This is a genomic window from Inquilinus sp. OTU3971, assembly GCF_038440215.1.
This window is the reverse complement of the sequence record NZ_JASATH010000178.1, coordinates 1-17369: the sequence shown is the minus strand read 5'-3', so window position 1 is coordinate 17369 and position 17369 is coordinate 1. Positions and strand designations below refer to the sequence as shown.

General features: G+C 68.8%; 16 protein-coding genes. 6 read left to right on the top strand and 10 right to left on the bottom strand.

What is annotated here, in order from left to right:
* Window positions 1-109 precede the first annotated feature (109 nt).
* The 10 genes from AAHM41_RS31785 to AAHM41_RS31740 all read right to left on the bottom strand — a co-directional run bounded on the left by AAHM41_RS31785 (window position 110) and on the right by AAHM41_RS31740 (window position 10847).
* Window positions 110-1357, bottom strand: coding sequence for an ABC transporter substrate-binding protein (locus AAHM41_RS31785; protein WP_342240645.1), 1248 nt, complete (start codon window positions 1355-1357; stop codon window positions 110-112).
* Window positions 1358-1417: 60 nt separating this feature from the next.
* Window positions 1418-2473, bottom strand: a complete 1056-nt coding sequence (locus AAHM41_RS31780) for a LacI family DNA-binding transcriptional regulator (protein ID WP_342240644.1) — start codon at window positions 2471-2473, stop codon at window positions 1418-1420.
* 164 nt (window positions 2474-2637) lie between these two features.
* A complete protein-coding gene (locus AAHM41_RS31775) occupies window positions 2638-3522 on the bottom strand; it encodes an ABC transporter ATP-binding protein (protein ID WP_342240643.1) in 885 nt (294 codons plus the stop codon).
* Window positions 3519-4370, bottom strand: a complete 852-nt coding sequence (locus tag AAHM41_RS31770) for an ABC transporter ATP-binding protein (RefSeq protein WP_342240642.1) — start codon at window positions 4368-4370, stop codon at window positions 3519-3521. The genes AAHM41_RS31775 and AAHM41_RS31770 overlap by 4 nt, the downstream gene beginning before the upstream one ends.
* Window positions 4367-5254 (bottom strand): ABC transporter permease, encoded by an 888-nt coding sequence (locus AAHM41_RS31765; RefSeq protein ID WP_342240641.1) that lies wholly within the window; start codon window positions 5252-5254, stop codon window positions 4367-4369. Before AAHM41_RS31765 ends, AAHM41_RS31770 begins: the two co-directional genes overlap by 4 nt.
* A 3-nt stretch (window positions 5255-5257) precedes the next feature.
* On the bottom strand, window positions 5258-6235 hold the full coding sequence (locus AAHM41_RS31760; protein ID WP_342240640.1) for an ABC transporter permease: 978 nt from the start codon (window positions 6233-6235) through the stop codon (window positions 5258-5260).
* Between the two features lie 193 nt (window positions 6236-6428).
* On the bottom strand, window positions 6429-8087 hold the full coding sequence (locus tag AAHM41_RS31755; RefSeq protein WP_342240639.1) for an ABC transporter substrate-binding protein: 1659 nt from the start codon (window positions 8085-8087) through the stop codon (window positions 6429-6431).
* 82 nt (window positions 8088-8169) lie between these two features.
* A complete protein-coding gene (locus AAHM41_RS31750; protein ID WP_342240638.1) occupies window positions 8170-9207 on the bottom strand; it encodes a glycoside hydrolase family 3 N-terminal domain-containing protein in 1038 nt (345 codons plus the stop codon).
* Window positions 9208-9270: 63 nt separating this feature from the next.
* Complete coding sequence (locus AAHM41_RS31745; RefSeq protein ID WP_342240637.1) at window positions 9271-9753, bottom strand: GNAT family N-acetyltransferase; 483 nt, start codon at window positions 9751-9753, stop codon at window positions 9271-9273.
* A 110-nt stretch (window positions 9754-9863) separates the two neighbouring features.
* Complete coding sequence (locus AAHM41_RS31740) at window positions 9864-10847, bottom strand: LacI family DNA-binding transcriptional regulator (RefSeq protein ID WP_342240636.1); 984 nt, start codon at window positions 10845-10847, stop codon at window positions 9864-9866.
* Between the two features lie 269 nt (window positions 10848-11116).
* Here AAHM41_RS31740 and AAHM41_RS31735 point away from each other — a divergent pair, with 269 nt between their 5' ends.
* The 6 genes from AAHM41_RS31735 to AAHM41_RS31710 are packed head-to-tail and all read left to right on the top strand — an operon-like array spanning window position 11117 to window position 17180.
* Complete coding sequence (locus AAHM41_RS31735; protein ID WP_342240635.1) at window positions 11117-12292, top strand: ABC transporter substrate-binding protein; 1176 nt, start codon at window positions 11117-11119, stop codon at window positions 12290-12292.
* 49 nt (window positions 12293-12341) lie between these two features.
* Complete coding sequence (locus AAHM41_RS31730) at window positions 12342-13217, top strand: carbohydrate ABC transporter permease (protein WP_342240634.1); 876 nt, start codon at window positions 12342-12344, stop codon at window positions 13215-13217.
* Window positions 13214-14119 (top strand): carbohydrate ABC transporter permease, encoded by a 906-nt coding sequence (locus AAHM41_RS31725; protein ID WP_342240633.1) that lies wholly within the window; start codon window positions 13214-13216, stop codon window positions 14117-14119. Before AAHM41_RS31730 ends, AAHM41_RS31725 begins: the two co-directional genes overlap by 4 nt.
* Before the next feature lie 4 nt (window positions 14120-14123).
* A complete protein-coding gene (locus AAHM41_RS31720) occupies window positions 14124-15209 on the top strand; it encodes an ABC transporter ATP-binding protein (protein WP_342240632.1) in 1086 nt (361 codons plus the stop codon).
* A 29-nt stretch (window positions 15210-15238) separates the two neighbouring features.
* A complete protein-coding gene (locus tag AAHM41_RS31715; RefSeq protein ID WP_342240631.1) occupies window positions 15239-16006 on the top strand; it encodes a sugar phosphate isomerase/epimerase family protein in 768 nt (255 codons plus the stop codon).
* Between the two features lie 22 nt (window positions 16007-16028).
* Complete coding sequence (locus AAHM41_RS31710; RefSeq protein WP_342240630.1) at window positions 16029-17180, top strand: Gfo/Idh/MocA family protein; 1152 nt, start codon at window positions 16029-16031, stop codon at window positions 17178-17180.
* Window positions 17181-17369: the final 189 nt, after the last annotated feature.

Sequence of the window (17369 nt, the reverse complement as noted above, 5' to 3'; positions counted from 1 at the left end):
CCCCCCCCCCCCCCCCCCCCCCCCCCCCCCCCCCCCCCCCCCCCCCCCCCCCCCCCCCCCCCCCCCGGGGAGGGGGGACTCATGTAGTCTGGTCTCCCAGGCCACAGCCTCAATTCCCCGGGGCGCTGTCGATGATGCCCTGCATCGTCTCCTGGGCGGTGGCGAGGGAGCCGTCGACGTCGTCGCCGAAGAACACCTCGTTCACCATCTGCACCCAGGGGCTGTTCATGCTGTTGATGATGTCGTTGAAGACCGCGGAATAGGGCGTCCGGCCCTTCTCCATCGCCTCGGCGGCGATCTTGTAGCGGGGGTCGAGGTCCTTCAGCGCCTCGCCGGAGATGTCGCCGCGCACCGGCAGGCTGCCGTAGCGGGCCAAGAGCGTCTGTCCCTCCAGCGAATAGGAGAAGTCGAGGAAGGCCTTGATCGCCTTCAGCTTGGTGGTGCCCTTGGTGACCACGAAATTGTCGCCGCCGGCGAAGGACGACCAGCCGCCGGTCTTCCCCGGCAGGAAGGTCACGCCGTAGTCGATATCCGGGTACTGCGTGTTCAGCGCGCCGATGGCGAAGGCGCCGGACGGGGCCAGGCCGATATTGCCGCGGGCGAAGGCGGCGAAGAAGTTCGAGCCGGTGTCGGTCCGCGCCCCCTCCGGCACCAGCCCCTTGCCGACCATGCTGCGATAGAAGGCTATGGCGTCGCGCATCTGCGGCGTGTCCAGCGTCGCCTTGCTGCCGTCCTCGGTCAGGATGTCGCCGCCGCTGGCCCAGATCAGCGGTGTGAAGGTGAAGATGTTGCAGCCGCCGCAGGCGCCGGAGAAGTAGAAGCCCTTGATGTCGCCGCCCAGCGCCGCGACCTTCTCCGCCGCCGCCTCGATCTCGGCCCAGGTCGTCGGGCCTTTGTCGGAATCCAGGCCCGCCTGGCGGAACAGCTTCTTGTTCCAGATCAGGACCGAGCTGTCGGCGGAATAGGGCAGGCCGTAGATCCGGTCCTTGTAGGTGCCGGTCTTCACATGCGCCGGCGACAGCCTGTCGAAATAGGGCAGGGACTTCGCCCAGTCGGTGATGTCCTCGAGCTGCCCGGCCGCGGCGAAGGACGGGGTGTAGATCAGGTCCAGCGACAGCGCGTCGGGCGCCGCGCCGCCGGCCGCGGCGGTGGCGTATTTCTGCACCAGCTCGGCCACCGGCACGATCTGCAGCTCGGCCTTGTCCTCGTGACTCTTGTTGAACGCCTCGACGATGCGGGGCATGAAGTTCGACCCGTCGGACCGCACCCATAGGGTGAAGGTCTCGGCCGAAGCGGCGGAGACGGTGAGGGCCAGCAGGGCGATGCCCCCGGCCAGGCGCTGCATCAGACGCTTCATCTCGTGTCCTCCCTCGGTTCCGGCCGTCCTTCGGGGCGGCCTTGTTGCTCTTCGGTCCCCTCAGCCTCCCGGCGGGGTGCCGCAGGAGTCCCGCACCACCAGGCGGCAGGGCAGCTTGCGGACGCCCGGTTCGATCGGCTCGCGGTCGACCAGCTTCAGCAGGGTCAGCCCCGCCTCGCGGCCCAGATCCTTCAGGTTCATGTCGACCGTGGTCAGCGGCGGGCGCGTCGCCGCGGCGACGATCTCCCAGTTGTCGAAGCCGATCACGGCGACGTCGTCCGGCACCCGCCGGCCGCGCTCGCGCAGCGCGTCGACGACGCCGCGGGCGATCTGGTCGTTGCCGCAGAACACCGCGTCGGGCGGGCGGCCGATGCCGTCGAACAGATAGCCGGCGGCCTCGTGCCCCCAGGCCTCGGTCCAATGGCCGGTCAGGACGCCCTGCTCGGGCTCCTCCAGCCCGGCCTCGCGCAGCACGTCGCGATAGGCCTTGGCGCGCTGATGGACGACGCGGAAGCTGGACGGGCCGGTGACATGGGCGATGCGCCGCCGGCCCAGCCGGGTGAGGTGCTCGACCGCCAGCCGGGCCCCGGCCTCGTCGTCGGAGACGAAGCCGATCGAGTCCGGATCGGGCTCGGTGAAGGCATAGATCACCGGGATGCCGAGGTTCGACAGGTCGACCGGCAGATGGCGGTCGATCCGCTTGCCGGAGGCGATGATGCCGTCGACCCGCTTCTCCAGCATGGCGTCGACATGGGTCTGGGCCAGCCGCGGATCGTCCTCGATGTTGCACAGGAAGACCGAGACGCCGTTGTCGACCAGCGCATCGGCGATGCCGGCCATCACCGGCAGGGTGAAGCGGCCATAGGTGTCGTTGGTCAGCAGGCCGACGGTGAAGCTGCGCTGCCGCGACAGGCTCTGCGCCAGACCGTTCGGGCGGAAGCCCAGCGCCTTCGCCGTCTGCCGGATCCGCTCGCGCGTCTCCTCCGCCATCCGGCCCTGGCCGTTCAGCGCCTTCGACGCGGTGGCGACGCTGACCCCGGCGGCCCGCGCCACGTCGCGCAGCGTCACCGGCCGGCCGGGCCCGTTCGGAGCGGATCGTGGTGACCTCTGGTCCATGCCGAGCTCGGTCGCGCCTCGCTGAGAAAGTGCTTTCTCTCACCACTCTCGTGACGTTGGTCTTTCTGGTGAGAAACCGTTTTCTCAATCACGGTAAGCGAAGTCGGTCGGCGACGGCAAGCCCGAAACGGCGGGGTGTCAAGGAAGGCTCGTCCAGCCGCCGGTCAGGCGGCGCGGACGAAGTGGTTGCCGGCGATCTGGCGCACGCCGCCAGTCATGCGGGCGGCGTCGCGGGCCTGGGCGACGAGGTCGGACTGCAGCTGCGACGCCTCGCCCTGGAACGGCCGCTCCGGGTCCGGCACGGCGGAGAGCAGCAGCTGGGTGTAGGGGTGCTGCGGCGAGTCGATCACGGCGCCGGTGTCGCCCCATTCGACGATCCGGCCGGCATACATCACCGCGATCTCCTCGGCGACATAGCGTGCCGTGGCGATGTCGTGGGTGATGTAGAGGAAGGCCATGCCGCGCTCGCGCTTCATCCGCTCCAGCAGGTTGAGCACGCCGAGCCGGATCGAGACGTCGAGCATCGAGGTCGGCTCGTCCGCCAGCACCACCTCGGCGCCGACGGCCAGGGTGCGGGCGATGTTGACCCGCTGGCGCTGCCCGCCGGACAGCTGGTGCGGGTATTTCGGCGCGGTCGAGTCCGGCTCCAGCTCCACCGCCGCCAGCAGCTCCATCACCCGGCTGCGCAGGGCTTTGCCGTCGGCCATGCCGGCGTGGAGGGCGAGGGGACGGGCGATGTGATGGAAGATGGTGTGCACCGGATTCAGCGACCCGAAGGGGTCCTGGAACACCATCTGCACGGCGCGGCGATAGGCCAGCAGCTCGGCCGTGCCGTGCAGCGCGGCGACGTCGCGGCCACGGAACAGCACCCGGCCGGAGCTGGGCTGGTGCTGCAGCATCAGGATGCGGGCGCAGGTGGTCTTGCCGCTGCCGGATTCGCCGACCAGCGCCAGGGCCCTTCCGGCATGGAGGTCGATCGAGACGTCGTCCAGCGCCTGCAGCGGGCCGAAGCGCTTGCCGACGCGCTCGAGGGCGAGGAGAGGGGTCATGGCGTGGCCTCCGCGGCATCCTGCAACGCCGTGCGCCGGGCCCCGTGCACCGAGGGGAAGGAGGCCCAGAGCTTGCGCGTATACTCATGGGCCGGGGCGCGGAAGATCTGCTGCGCCGCCCCGACCTCGACCAGCCTGCCCTTCAGCATCACGCCGATGCGGTCGCAGAACTGCACCATCAGGCTGAGGTCGTGGGTGATGAACAGGATCGAGAAGCCGAGCTTCCGCCGCAGCCCGTCGATCTGCTGCAGGATCTCGCGCTGGACCACGACGTCCAGCGCCGTGGTCGGCTCGTCCATCACGATCAGCTTCGGGTTCAGGGCCAGGCAGATGGCGATGACGATGCGCTGGCGCATGCCGCCGGAGAACTGGTGCGGATAGTCGCGCAGCCGCGCCGGGTCGATGTCGACCATGCGCATCAGCTCGACTGCGCGATCATGTGCCTCGGCCCGGCTGCAGCCGGTGTGGGTGGCCAGCACGTCGCGGAACTGGGCTTCGACCGTCAGCACCGGGTTCAGGGCGTTCATCGCGCTCTGGAACACCATCGCGACCTCGCGCCAGCGGAAGCGGCGCAGCGCCTCGCCGTCCAGGCGCAGCACGTCCTGGCCGTCGAAGCGGATCTCGCCGCCGCTGATCAGCGCCGGCGGCTTGTGCAGCCGGGTGATGGCGAAGGCAATGGTGCTCTTGCCGCAGCCGGATTCGCCGGCCAGGCCGAACACCTCGCCGCGGCCGATGTCGAAGCTGACGCCGTCCACGGCCCGGAAGTCGCCGCGGTCGCCGACATAGTCGATGGTCAGGCCCTGCACCGACAGCAGCGGCTCCGGCGCGGCGCTCATGTCCGGGCTCATGGCCGCGCCTCCCGCAGCCGGGCCAGCCGCTTCCAGCGCGCCATCGACCGGCCGATGCGCAGCTGCGGGTTGGCGACCTCGTCGATGGCGAAGTTCATCAGCGACAGCCCGGCGCCCAGCAGGGCCAGCACGGCGCAGGGGGACAACAGCTCCCACCACGCCCCGACCGCCATGGCCGAGGCGTTCTGGGCGTTGAACAGCATGATGCCCCAGGAGATGGTCTGCGGGTCGCCCAGGCCGAGGAACTCCAGCGTCGCCTCCGTGATCACGGAATAGATCACGCTGCCGATGAAGTTGATGCCGACGATCGACACCAGGTTCGGCAGCAGCTCGAACAGCATGATGCGCCAGCGCGGCTCGCCGATCATCTCGGCCGAGCGCACGAACTCCTTCTCCCTGAGCGCGAAGGTCTGGGCCCGGGTCACCCGCGCGCCCCAGGCCCAGGATGTGGCGCCGATGATGATCGTGATCACCAGCGGGCTGGCCTGGCCGATGAAGGCGGCCAGCACCAGCAGCAGGGGCAGGTTAGGGATCACCAGCACGACATTGGTGGCGAAGTTCAACGCCTCGTCGACCTTGCCGCCGAGATAGCCGGCGGCGATGCCGACCGCGGTGCCGATCACGGTGATCAGGAGCCCGGCGCCGAAGCCGACGGCCAGCGAGGTGCGGGCGCCGTAGACGAGCTGGGAGAAGACGTCGTAGCCGTTGCGGGTGGTGCCGAGCACATGGGTGGCCGAGGGCGGCTCATGCGGCCGGCCGACCCGGCGCGCCGGGTTGTAGTCGGTCAGGAGCGGCGCGATCAGCGCCATCACCACAAGGGCGACGACAATGAACAGGCCGATCGCGGCCTTGCGGTTGGACAGGGCAGCCAGGATCATCCGCATGGTTCAGCTCCTGCGCAGCCGGGGGTCGAGCCGGGCATAGGCGATATCGGCCAGGAAGTTCGCGGTCAGCATCGCCAGGGTCATGATCAGGAGCTGCCCCTGGATCACCGGATAGTCGCGCCCGAGGATCGCCTTGTAGAGGGTGTTGCCCAGGCCGGGATAGTTGAACACCACCTCGGTCACCAGCGACCCGCCCAGGATCTTGCCGATGGCGATGGCCAAGTTGGTGACGCCGGGCAGGAGGGCGTTGCGGGCGCCGTACATCAGCATCACTCGCCGGTCGGCCAGGCCCTTGGCCCGGCCCATGGTGATGTAGTCCTCGCCCAGCAGGTTGATCATGTTGTTGCGCATGGTGACCAGGAAGTCCCCGGTCAGCACCACCGACAAAGTCATCACCGGCAAGGCCGCGTGGTACAGCACGCTGAGGATGTACTGGGCGGAGAAGGCGGGGTCGATCGAGGTGTCGGCGGCGTAGCCGGTCGGGAACCACTGCAGCGTGAAGCCGAAGACGAACAGCCCGAACAGCGCCACCACCACCGCCGGGGTCGCGGTGGAGATGATGGCGGTGGTCGACACCGTGACGTCGAAGCGGCTGCCGCGGCGCCAGGCGGCAATGATGCCGAGCAGCGTGCCGAGCGCGAAGCTCAAGAGCGTCGCCCCGCCCATCAGCACCAGGGTCCAGGTCAGGGCGCGGCCCAGCACGTCGGAGACCGGGGTCGGGAAGTACTTCACGGAGACGCCGAGGTCGCCGGTGAAGACGCTGCCGAGATAGGTCAGGTACTGCTGCCACAGCGGCCCGTCGACGAAGCCGAAGGTCTGCTTCAGCGCCGCCAGGTTCTCGACCGACAGGCGGGTGCCGGATTGCGAGAACATGATGTCGATCGGGTCGCCCGGCATCAGCCGCGGGATCAGGAAGTTGATGCTCGCGGCCACCAGGAAGGCGACCAGGTAGAAGAACAGTCGTCGGGCGACGAAGGCCATACTATGCCCCGGCTTGACGGATGGGTCGGAGCCACCCCCTCACCCGAAATCGCTGTCGCGATTTCGACCTCTCCCCAAGGAGAGGTGAAAGTGCTGCTTCCCCTTTCCCTCTCCTTGGGGAGAGGGAGGGGCCCGACGCCGAAGGCGGCGGGAGGGTGAGGGGGATAGGCCGTGGCAGGAAAGGATGCTCCGTTTACTGTACCGGCTTCAGCGCCAGCAGGTGCAGCAGCCGCTCGTGGTTGGGGTCGTAGTTCTGCGGGCTGACGAACTGGTTGTCGGTGGTGGCCCAGCCGGTGAACCGCTTCGAGTTGTACTCGTACCAGATCGGGTTGTTATAGATCACGACCACCGGCATCTTCTCCGCCAGCAGCTGCTGCGCCTGGTCCAGCAGCTCCTTGCGCTTGGCGTCGTCGACGGTCTGGGTGTAGGCGTCCAGCAGCTGGTCCATCTTCGGGTCGAAGAAGCGCTGCGCCGAGAACCGGGTCTTGCCCTTGTTGCGCGAGTGGAAGGCGTCGTCCATCTGGTAGTAGGGCGTGGCGCCGACGTACCAGGAGTTCAGCGCCATGTCGAACTTGCCGTCCAGCAGGCTCTGGCGCCAGGCCGCGCCGTCCGGCGTCGCCAGCTTGACGTCGATGCCGATCTGGTTGAGGCCCTCGATCGCGATCTGCGAGGTGCTGATCCAGTCGGTCCAGCCATTCGGCACGATCAGGTCGAAGGACAGCTTCTCGCCGTCCGGCGTGTCGCGGAAGCCGTCGCCGTCCTTGTCCTTGAAGCCGGCCTGATCCAGCAGCGCCTTGGCCGCCTCCAGGTCGTACTTGGTGTACTGGCCGAATTTCTCCCGAACCTGCGGGTCAGCCCAGCTCTCAAACCGCTTGCCGAAGGTGCCGGGGTCGTCGTTCAGCGTCGGATAGCCGTAGCCGGCGACGTTGACCATGGCGTCGCGGTCCATCGCCATGCTGACGGCGCGGCGGAACTCGACGCTGTCGAACGCCTTGCGGTGAGCCGGATCCGCGCTTTCCAGGTTCATGATCACCGCGACCAGGCTGCCCGGCGGGAACCAGTAGCCGTGATGGTCCTTATCGGCGGCGACATAGGTCTTGTCGATGTCCGGCAGGAAGGAGGCAAACCAGTCCAGCTCGCCGGCCGTGGCCGCGGCCAGGGCCTGGTCGTTGGTGGCGATCTGCGGGAAGCGCAGGCAGTCCACCTTCAGCGACGCCGCGTCCCAGTAATGCGGGTTGCGGCACTGCTCGTAGACCTGCGGGGTGAAGCGGGCGATCTCGGTCATCGGCCCGGTGCCGACGGGGTTCTCATTGAGATAGGTGACCGGGTCGGCCACGTCCTTCCAGGCGTGCTGGGCGATGATCGGCATCTCGACGATCTTCTCCGGCCCCAGCGCGGTCGGCTCCTTGAAGGTGAACTTCACCTTGGTCGGGCTCAGCTTCTCGACGCCGTCGATCACCTGCCAGATGCTGTTGAAGTCCAGCGCCGGGAACTTCTTCGTCAGCTCGAAGCTGAACACCACGTCATCGGCGGTGAAGGGCTTGCCGTCCGACCACTGCACATTCTCGCGCAGGTCGAAGGTGACCGCTTTCAGGTCGTCCGCCAGGCTCATCGCCGTGGCCAGGCGGTAATTGGGCTTGTTGTTCTGCAACTTGCTGTACACGACCAGCGGCTCGTAGATGAAATCCATCGTGCTCTGGCGGTACGAGGTGCGATTGAACGGGTTGAAGTTGCGGACCCAGTTCGTCTCCTCCTCGATCAGCATCGACAGGGTGGACTGGGCGAGGGCCGCGGTGCTCGACGCCGCCAGCAGCGCGGCCGCGAGCAGCAGTATCGACTTCTTCTGTCTCATGACATTGGCCTCCATGCGTCTGTTTTGTCGTTGATCGTCGATCTGCCGGCCCGTCGCTCCGGGCCGGCGGTTCCGGGTTGGATCAGGCCGCTGCCAGCAGGGCCTCGACCTCGGCGTGCAGCGCGGTGACGTCGGCCGGGGCGGTGCCTAGGCGCCGCTCCGCCGCCTCCAGCCGGGCGACCGTGGCGTCGTCCAGCGGCCGGGCCCGGGCGGCGGCGCGCTGCATCTCCGGCAACTCGCCATGGCAGTGCAGGGCGATGTCGCAGCCGCCGTCCAGCACCTGGGCGACGCGGTCATGCACCTCGCCCTGCAGCGAGTTCATGAACACGCAGTCGGAGATCAGCACGCCCTCGAAGCCCAGGCGGCCGCGGATCACCTCTTCAGCAATGACCGGAGAGACCGAGGCCGGGCGGTCGGGGTCGAAGGCGCTGTAGATGACGTGGCTGACCATCGCCCAGGGCGTGTCGCGCAGCCGGGCGAAGGGCAGGAAGTCGGTAGCGTCCAGCGTCGCGGCGTCGGCGGTCACCACCGGCCGGGTCTTGTGGCTGTCCTCGGTGGCGCGGCCGTGGCCGGGGATATGCTTCATCACCGGCATCAGCCCGACCTCGAGGAAGCCGTTCGCCACCTCGCGGCCCAGCGCCGCCACCAGCTCCGGGTCGCCGCCGAAGGCGCGCTCGCCGATCACCGCGTCGGCACCGGGCATGAGCAGGTCGAGGACGGGGGAGCAGGCGCTGTTCAGCCCGACCTCGCGCATCATCCGGCCCATGGCGACGGAGGACAGGCGGATGGCTCTTTTGGCCGCCGGCAGGTCGCGCTCGGCCAGCCGGCCGAAGCTGCGGAAGCTGCGGAACAGCGGCCAGGCGCCGGAATCGAGATGGGAGACGCGGCCGCCCTCCTGGTCGGTCAGCACCGGCGCGTCCGGCCGGCCCACCGCCTCGCGGAAGGCGGTGCACAGGGCGCGCAGCTGCTGCGGGTCCTTCATGTTGCGGCGGCCGAGGAACAGGCCGTAGGGGTTGGCCTCGCGCAAGAAGGCCAGCTCGTCCGCCGACAGGGTCGGCCGCTGGATGCCGAGGACGAGCGCAAGCGGTCGGCCGCCCCTGGACGCATTGGCTGCGGTCACGTCTCTGAACCTCCCGAATGTCTGCGATGGGCGGGCCGCCTGATCGGGGCCGCGCCCTCCGGATCACTCCGTCCTGGACCGTATCATGCCGTGGTATAGACCACTTGTGGAACCCGGAATCTCGATCGCCCCGACGATTTTCTCGTAGAAGGCGACCGGGCCGGCGCCGCCGATGATGGCGTAGGCGTGGCCGAGGTGGCGCATCGCCTCCATGGTCTCGCGCAGCAGCGCCTCGCCGATCCCCTTGCCGCGCTGGCCGGGGTCGACGCCGGTCGGGCCGAAGAAGCCGATGGCGGTGGCGTTGTGGCAGGCGAAGCCCAGCAGGGTGCCGTCCTGGCCCGCGACCAGGCAGCCGACGGGCTGGTGGGCGAAGGCGACCTCGACCTCGCTGGCCCAGCGGTCGCCGAAGCGCTCCGCCACCCAGCCGGCGACCGCGCGCATCTCCGGCGCGATGGCGGGGCGGATGGTGATGCCGGCCGCGGCCATCGCGGCGCGCGAGTCCGTCGGCGGCTCCAGCGCATAGAGCTTGACCAGAAGATCGGCCATCCCTGCCTCCTGTTATTCCGCAATAACGAAGCATGTCCCATTATTGCGTTCCAACAGCTAAAGCCGGGAACGGCCGCGGCGTCAATATGGAAGGGGGATGAGTGAGTCGCTCACCCCATGCTGCTCCTGCGCTCCACCAGCGCGAAGGGCAGGGTGACGTCGCCGCCGGCGCCGGGCTCGCCGGCGATGCGGCGGCCCAGCAGGGCCATCGCCTCCACCCCCATGCGGCGGCGCGGCTGGCGGATCGTGGTCAAGGGCGGCTCGTAGGTGCCGGCGAACTGGATGTCGTCGAACCCGGCGACGGCCACGTCGCGCGGCGCCTCGCGCCCGGTGATGCGCAAGGCCCGGATGGCGCCGATTGCCATCTCGTCGTTGCTGCAGAACACCGCTGTCGGCGGGGCAGGGAGGTCCAGCAGCGCCGCCATCGCCGACTCGCCGCTCGGGATGGTGAAGTCGCCATGGCGGACCAGCCGCGGCTCCGGCTCGAGGCCGGCCGCGCGCAGCCCGGCGCCGTATCCGGTCAGGCGCTGCTGCGTCAGGATGTTGCTCTCCGGCCCGGCGATGTGGCCGATGCGGCGATGGCCCAGCCCGGCGAGATGGGCCACCACCGCGGCCGCCGCGGCCGTGTTGTCGATGCCGACCACCGGCACCCTTCCGCCGGGGATCGCCTCCGACACCGCCACGATCCGGCCGTCGAAGTCGCGGTCGTGCTGCAGCCGGGGCGGCAGCCGGCCGTTCACCAGGATCAGCCCGTCGACCGCGCCGGTCAGCATCTGGCCGGCATGCCGGTCCTCGCGCGTCGGGTCCTTGGCGGTGTTGCCGACCAGCATGCTGAAGCCGCGCGCCGCCGCCTCCTCCTCGATGCCCAGCAGCACCTTGGAGAAGAACGGGTTGGCGATGTCCGGCACCAGCACCAGGATCTGCCGCGCCTCCTGCCGGCGCAGGCCGCGCGCCAGCGGGTTCACGGCATAGCCGGTCTGGCGCACCGCCGCCTCGATCCGCTCGCGCGTCTCGGCCGTGACCAGGGGCGAGCCGGTCAGCGCCCGGCTGACCGTCGCCACCGAAACCCCGGCCAGCCGGGCGATGTCGACCATCCTGGTGCGGTTCGGCCCATTCCCGGAAGAAGGCAATATTCGATCCCCGATTCCACGGTTGACGCCCCAATGTAATCGATTGTACGATCCGGTCAAAATACGGAATGCGCTGCAGTTCCAGTGTTCGCCGCCCGTTCTGCGGGCGGTGATGGGTCCGATGGGCCGGTAATCGAATAATTCGAGGGAGGAAACTTATGAATTTTCCCCAACGACTGCTGCTGTCTGCCGCTTTTTGCAGTGCAATAGGGGCGGCGACAGCAGGAACGGCGGTGGCGCAGACTGTCGACGTGGTCCATTGGTGGACCAGCGGCAGCGAATCCAAGGCGATCAGCGTGTTCGCCGAGGAGTTCAAGAAGCGCGGCGGCACCTGGATCGACAGCGCCGTGGTCGGCGGCACCGCGGCGCGCGCCTCGGCCATGAACCGGATCGCCGGCGGCGATCCGCCCTCGGCGGCGCAGTGGAACATCGGCGTTGCCGTGCGCAAGCTGGCGGAGGAGGGGCTCTTGACCGAGCTCGACGACCTCGCCGCCGCGGGCGGCTGGGAGAAGGTGCTGCCGCCGCTGATCGTCAAGAACGCCACCTATGACGGCCATATGGTGGCGGTGCCGACTGACATCCACGGCAACAACTGGATGTGGTACTCGACCAAGATCTTCTCCGAGGTCGGGGTCGAGCCGCCGAAGACCTGGGACGAGTTCTTCACGGTCGCCGACAAGATCAAGGCCAAGGGTTACATCGCCTTCGGCCTCGGCGGCGAGCCGTGGCAGGAAGGGCTGCTGTTCGGCGCCGTGCTGGCCGGCACCGCCGGCAAGGACGCCTACCGCAAGATCTATGTCGACCACGACGCCGAGCTCGCGGGCGGTCCCGGCACGGTGAAGGCGTTCGAGACGCTGCGCCGCCTCAAGGGCTATGTCGACGAGGGCCACAACGGCCGGAAGTGGAACGACACCACCATGCTGGTCGCCACCAACAAGGCGGCGATGCAGATCATGGGCGACTGGGCCAAGGGCGAGTTCGCCGCCGCCGGGCTGACCCCGGGCAAGGAGTTCGGCTGCGTCCTGGCTCCCGGCACGCAGGATGCCTACATCCTGACCGTCGACGTCTTCGTCTTCCCGAAGACCAACGACGAGGCCAAAGCCAAGGCCCAGAAGCTCTTGGCCGAGATCATGATGGACCCGGCGCTGCAGGTTCAGTTCAACAAGTTCAAGGGCGCGCTTCCGGCCCGGCTCGACGCCGATGTCGGCACGCTCGACCCCTGCGCCCAGGCGGGCCAGAAGGTGCTGGCGGATGTGAACAACCAGATCCCCAACACCGCGCTGGGCTTCAGCAACGACGTCGAGGGCCAGATCAACGACCTGATCACGCTGTTCTGGAACACGCCGGAGATGTCGGCGGCGGACGCGGCCAAGCAGTTCGCCGACATCGTCGCCAACGCCGATCTCTGATCCCCACCGCTCCCGGCGGCCTGCCGCCGGGAGCCACCCGGGAGGGACCATGTCCGCGCTCCGCATCCGCTACCCGGCGGCCAAGGCCGTGCTCGCGCCCACCGTCCTGATCATGGCGGTGTGTTTCTACGGCGCGATCTTGTGGACGATCTACATCTCCTTCACCAAGTCCGGGCTGGTGCCGAACTACAGCTTCGCCGGGATCGGGCAGTATGTGCGCCTGTTCGGGACCGCGCGGTGGCACACCGCCTTCAGCAACATGTTCGTGTTCGGCGGGCTGTTCATCATCGGGGCGCTGGCCTTCGGCACGCTGCTGGCCGTGCTGATCGACCAGAAGGTCCGGTTCGAAGGGGCGTTCCGCACCGTCTTCCTGTACCCGCTGTCGATGTCCTTCATCGTCACCGGCCTGGCCTGGCGATGGTTCCTCAACCCGACCATGGGGCTGCAGGACTTCGTCCGCGACCTGGGCTGGGAGAGCTTCACCTTCGACTGGATCGTCGACCGCGACCGGGCGATCTACACCCTGGTCGTCGCCGCGATCTGGCATTCCTCCGGCCTGATCATGGCGATCATGCTGGCCGGGCTGCGCGGTGTCGACCACGAGATCTGGCGGGCGGCGCGGGTCGAAGGCATCCCCCGCTGGCGCACCTATGTCTCGATCGTGCTGCCGATGCTGCGGCCCCTGATCGTCACCTGCTTCGTCCTGCTCGCGATCGCGGTGGTGAAGAGCTACGACCTGGTCGTCGCCATGACCAATGGCGGCCCCGGTAACGCCACCGACATGCCGGCCAAGTTCGTGGTCGACCTGACCTTCGAGCGCGCCAATGTCGGGCTCGCCTCGGCCGGCGCGGTGATCATGCTGACCGCGGTGCTGGCGGCGCTCGCCCCCTATCTCTACATCGAACTCGGGCGGAGGAACCGATGACCGACGCCGTCGCCGGCGCCATCCCGCGCGCCGCCCGCCGCCGAGCCCCCTCGCATAGCAGCGCCGGGCGCCTCGGACTCTACGCCTTCCTCGTCATCTCGGCGCTGTTCTTCGCCATCCCGCTTCTGATCGCCTTCAACACCTCGCTGAAGCCAATGGACGAGATCCGCCAGGGCTCGCTCTTCGCGCTGCCGGCGGCGCCGACGCTGGAGGCCTGGGACAAGGCCTGGTTCTCGGCCTGCACTGGCCTGTTCTGCGACGGGCTGCATGTCGGCTTCTGGAACTCGGTCAAGATCCTGGTGCCGAGCGTGATCCTGTCGATCCTGGTCAGCGCGCTGAACGGCTATGCCCTGGCGCAGTGGCGCTTCCGCGGCGCCAACCTGATCCTGACCTTGCTGATGCTGGGCGCCTTCATCCCCTACCAGGTGATCCTCTACCCCCTGGTGAAGGTGTTCTCGACGCTGTCGCTCTACGGCACCTTGCCCGGGATCGTGCTGATCCACGTCGTCTTCGGCCTGCCGGTGCTGACCCTGATCTTCCGCAACTTCTACGCCGGCCTGCCGGAGGAGCTGGTCAAGGCGGCGCGGGTCGACGGCGCCGGCTTCTTCCGCATCTTCCTGCAGATCATGCTGCCGATGTCGCTGAACATCCTCATGGTGGCCCTGATCCTGCAGGTCACCGGCATCTGGAACGACTACCTGCTCGGCCTGATCTTCGCCGGCCGCGAGAACCTGCCGATGACGGTCCAGCTCAACAACATCGTCAACACCACGACCGGAGAGGTCGAATACAACGTCGACATGGCGGCGACGCTGCTGGCTGCGATCCCGCCCCTGGTCGTCTACTTCGTCTCCGGCCGGTACTTCGTCCGCGGCATCGCCTCGGGCGCCGTGAAGGGGTAAGCCCATGTCCTCCGGCATCTCGATCCGCCGCCTGAACAAGTCCTACGGCGCGCTGCACGTGCTGCGCGAGATCGACATCGACGTCGATCCCGGCGCCTTCACCGTGCTGCTTGGCCCCTCCGGCTGCGGCAAATCCACCCTGCTCAACGCCATCGCCGGCCTCGACGACGTCGATTCCGGCGAGATCGTGATCGGTGGCGTCGACGTCACCGACGCCGAGCCGAGCGCCCGCGGCCTGGCCATGGTGTTCCAGTCCTACGCCCTGTACCCGACCATGACCGTGCGCAAGAACCTGTCCTTCGGCCTGCGCGTCAGCCGCACGCCGAAGGAGGAGGTGGAGAAGCGCGTCGGTTGGGCCGCCGACCTGCTGCAGATCCGCGAGCTGCTGGACCGCAAGCCCGGCCAGCTGTCGGGCGGGCAACGCCAGCGCGTGGCGATCGGCCGGGCCCTGGTGCGCGACGCCCAGGTGTTCCTGTTCGACGAGCCCTTGTCCAATCTCGACGCCAAGCTGCGCACCGAGATGCGGGTCGAGATCAAGCGCCTGCACCAGGAGCTCGGCACCACCATCGTCTACGTCACCCACGACCAGGTCGAGGCGATGACGCTGGCGACCCGGATCGCGGTGATGAAGGGCGGCCAGGTCGAGCAGTATGCCGACCCGCAGACCCTGTACGAGAAGCCGGCGACCCTGTTCGTGGCCGGCTTCGTCGGCTCGCCGGCGATGAACTTCCTGCCCGGCACCGTGGTGGCGTCCGGCGGCATGGCCGCCCGGATCGACGGCCACGACCTGCCGCTCGGGGCCTATCCCTTCCTGTCCGAGCCGGCGGCGGGGGACGAGATCGTCCTCGGCTTCCGGCCGGAGGATATCGGCCTGGCCGAGGACGGCGCGCCGGGCATCCCGGTCGAGGCGCCGCTGCTCTTCACCGAGCCGATGGGCGCCGATACGCTGGCCTGGTTCGACCTGGCCGGCAAGCGTGTCTCCGTCCGCCTGCCGCCGGACCGGGCGCGGGCGCTGTCGGGCGGCGCCCGGCTGACGCTCGACCTGTCCAAGGCCTCCCTGTTCAGCACCCAGACGGAGCGCCGGCTCTGACGCCGGGCTCCGGAAACCACGAGGAAGCGATGTCCACTCCGGATGTGATCTCCATCCAGCTCTACAGCCTCCGCAACTACGGCGATCTCGACAAGCAGCTCGACGCCGTGGCCGCCGCCGGCTACCGCCATGTCGAGACGATCCAGTCGCATTTCGACGATGCCGCCGGCACCCGCCGCAAGCTCGATGCCCGCGGCCTGACCGCGTCCTCCGGCCATATCGGCCTGCCGGCGCTGCGCGAGCGGCTGGACTGGGTGGTCGAGGGCGCCAGGACCGTCGGCCTGACCCAGCTGTTCATGCCGGCCCTGCCCCAGGGTGAGCGCACGGGCAGCGGCGCCGACTGGCGCAAGGCGGGGCAGGAGCTCGGCGAGTTCGCCGCCAGGCTCGCCGACAAGGGCATCACGCTCGGCTACCACAACCATCATTGGGAGCTGGAGGCGATGGAGGATGGCCGCCCGGCGCTGGCGCATTTCTTCGACGGCGCCAACGGCCATCCGCTGGCCTGGCAGGTCGACGTCGCCTGGCTGGCGCGCGGCGGGGCCGACCCGTCCGAGTGGCTGGTGAAGGAGAAGGCGCGGGTGGCTTCCGCCCATGTCAAGGACATCGCCCCGGCCGGCCAGAAGACCGACGAGGACGGCTGGACCGATGTCGGCACCGGCACGCTGGACTGGCCGCGGCTGTGGCGCGAGTGCCGGGCGGCGGGCGCCGAGTGGATGGTGGTCGAGCACGACAACCCCAAGCACCCCGACGCCTTCGCCAAGGCCAGCTTCGACTTCCTCAAGGGCCTGCCGGCCTGACCGACCCCCGGAGATTCCACCCATGACCCCCGTCACCCTCGGCATCATCGGCTGCGGCAACATCAGCGACGCCTATTTCCGCGGCGCCGCCGGCTCCAGCCTGGTGCGCGTCAAGGCCTGCGCCGACCTGCGGCGCGAGGCGGCCGAAGCCAAGGCCCAGCAATACGGCGTCACCGCCCTCACGGTCGACGAGCTGCTGGCCGATCCGGAGATCGAGATCGTCATCAACCTGACCGTGCCGCTGGCCCATGCCGCGGTCGGGCTGCAGATCATCGCCGCCGGCAAGCATGTCTATCTGGAGAAGCCGCTGGCGGCGACGCTGACCGATGCCCGCGCCCTGGCCGAGGCCGCGGCAAAGGCCGGCCTGCGCATCGGCTGCGCCCCCGACACCTTCCTCGGCGGCGCCCACCAGGCCTGCCGCCGGCTGATCGACGAGGGCCGCATCGGCCAGGTGGTCGGCGGCGCCGCGGCAGTGATCTCGCGCGGCATGGAGATGTGGCATCCGAACCCGGAATTCTTCTTCAAGCCGGGCGGCGGGCCGATCCTCGACATCGGGCCGTACTACGTCACCCAGCTGATCAACCTGCTCGGGCCGGTGAAGCGGGTGGCGGCGGTCGCCACCAAGGGCTACCCGACCCGCAAGGTCACCAGCGAGCCGCTCAACGGCCAGATCATCCAGGTCGAGGTGCCGACCACGGTCAACGGCGTGCTGGAGTTCGAGAGCGGCGCCAACATCTCGCTGACCGCCTCCTGGGACGTGTGGAAGAACAAGCGCATCCCGTTCGAGATCTACGGCACCGAGGGCTCGCTGCTGGTGCCCGACCCGAACTTCTTCGGCGGCGCGCCGCAGGTCACCGCCCAGGGCGGCGACTGGCAGGATGTCGACATCGCGGCGCATCCCTTCGGCGTGCCGAACCGGCCGCTGAAGGACGGCCGGTCGGTGGCCGACTACCGCATCATCGGCGCGCTCGACATGGCGGTCGCGATCCGCGAGGGCCGGCCGCACCGCGCCTCCGGCGACCTGGCGCTGCACGCGCTCGAGGTGATGGAGGCGTTCAGCCGGTCCTCGACCGAGGGCCGGCACGTGACCATCGAGAGCGTCTGCCAGCGGCCGGAGCCGGTGCCGCTGGGCGCCGACGAGTCGGTCTTCGTCGCGGCGCGCAAGGCGGCGTGAGGCCGGCTCGATCGTCGAGAACCCCCTCCCCCTGACCCCCTCCCGCGAGGGGAGGGGGGACCAGGATTGCTTGGGTTTCGGGATCGCTCTCCCACCCCAAGCCGTCAGATGTGCAACCGGAGAGATCGTTGACACTATAGACCGGATACATCGTTGACAGGTTTCCGGTGTTGTTGAGAGCGCTGATCG

Bases quoted from the DNA above. Each gene is read 5' to 3' on its own strand.
- AAHM41_RS31780 (WP_342240644.1), bottom strand. From the start codon at position 2,473: ATGGACCAGAGGTCACCACGATCCGCTCCGAACGGGCCCGGCCGGCCG.
- AAHM41_RS31770 (WP_342240642.1), bottom strand. From the start codon at position 4,370: ATGAGCCCGGACATGAGCGCCGCGCCGGAGCCGCTGCTGTCGGTGCAG.
- AAHM41_RS31740 (WP_342240636.1), bottom strand. From the start codon at position 10,847: ATGGTCGACATCGCCCGGCTGGCCGGGGTTTCGGTGGCGACGGTCAGC.
- AAHM41_RS31755 (WP_342240639.1), bottom strand. From the start codon at position 8,087: ATGAGACAGAAGAAGTCGATACTGCTGCTCGCGGCCGCGCTGCTGGCG.
- AAHM41_RS31730 (WP_342240634.1), top strand. From the start codon at position 12,342: ATGTCCGCGCTCCGCATCCGCTACCCGGCGGCCAAGGCCGTGCTCGCG.
- AAHM41_RS31720 (WP_342240632.1), top strand. From the start codon at position 14,124: ATGTCCTCCGGCATCTCGATCCGCCGCCTGAACAAGTCCTACGGCGCG.
- AAHM41_RS31725 (WP_342240633.1), top strand. From the start codon at position 13,214: ATGACCGACGCCGTCGCCGGCGCCATCCCGCGCGCCGCCCGCCGCCGA.
- AAHM41_RS31775 (WP_342240643.1), bottom strand. From the start codon at position 3,522: ATGACCCCTCTCCTCGCCCTCGAGCGCGTCGGCAAGCGCTTCGGCCCG.
- AAHM41_RS31760 (WP_342240640.1), bottom strand. From the start codon at position 6,235: ATGGCCTTCGTCGCCCGACGACTGTTCTTCTACCTGGTCGCCTTCCTG.
- AAHM41_RS31710 (WP_342240630.1), top strand. From the start codon at position 16,029: ATGACCCCCGTCACCCTCGGCATCATCGGCTGCGGCAACATCAGCGAC.
- AAHM41_RS31765 (WP_342240641.1), bottom strand. From the start codon at position 5,254: ATGCGGATGATCCTGGCTGCCCTGTCCAACCGCAAGGCCGCGATCGGC.
- AAHM41_RS31745 (WP_342240637.1), bottom strand. From the start codon at position 9,753: ATGGCCGATCTTCTGGTCAAGCTCTATGCGCTGGAGCCGCCGACGGAC.
- AAHM41_RS31785 (WP_342240645.1), bottom strand. From the start codon at position 1,357: ATGAAGCGTCTGATGCAGCGCCTGGCCGGGGGCATCGCCCTGCTGGCC.
- AAHM41_RS31715 (WP_342240631.1), top strand. From the start codon at position 15,239: ATGTCCACTCCGGATGTGATCTCCATCCAGCTCTACAGCCTCCGCAAC.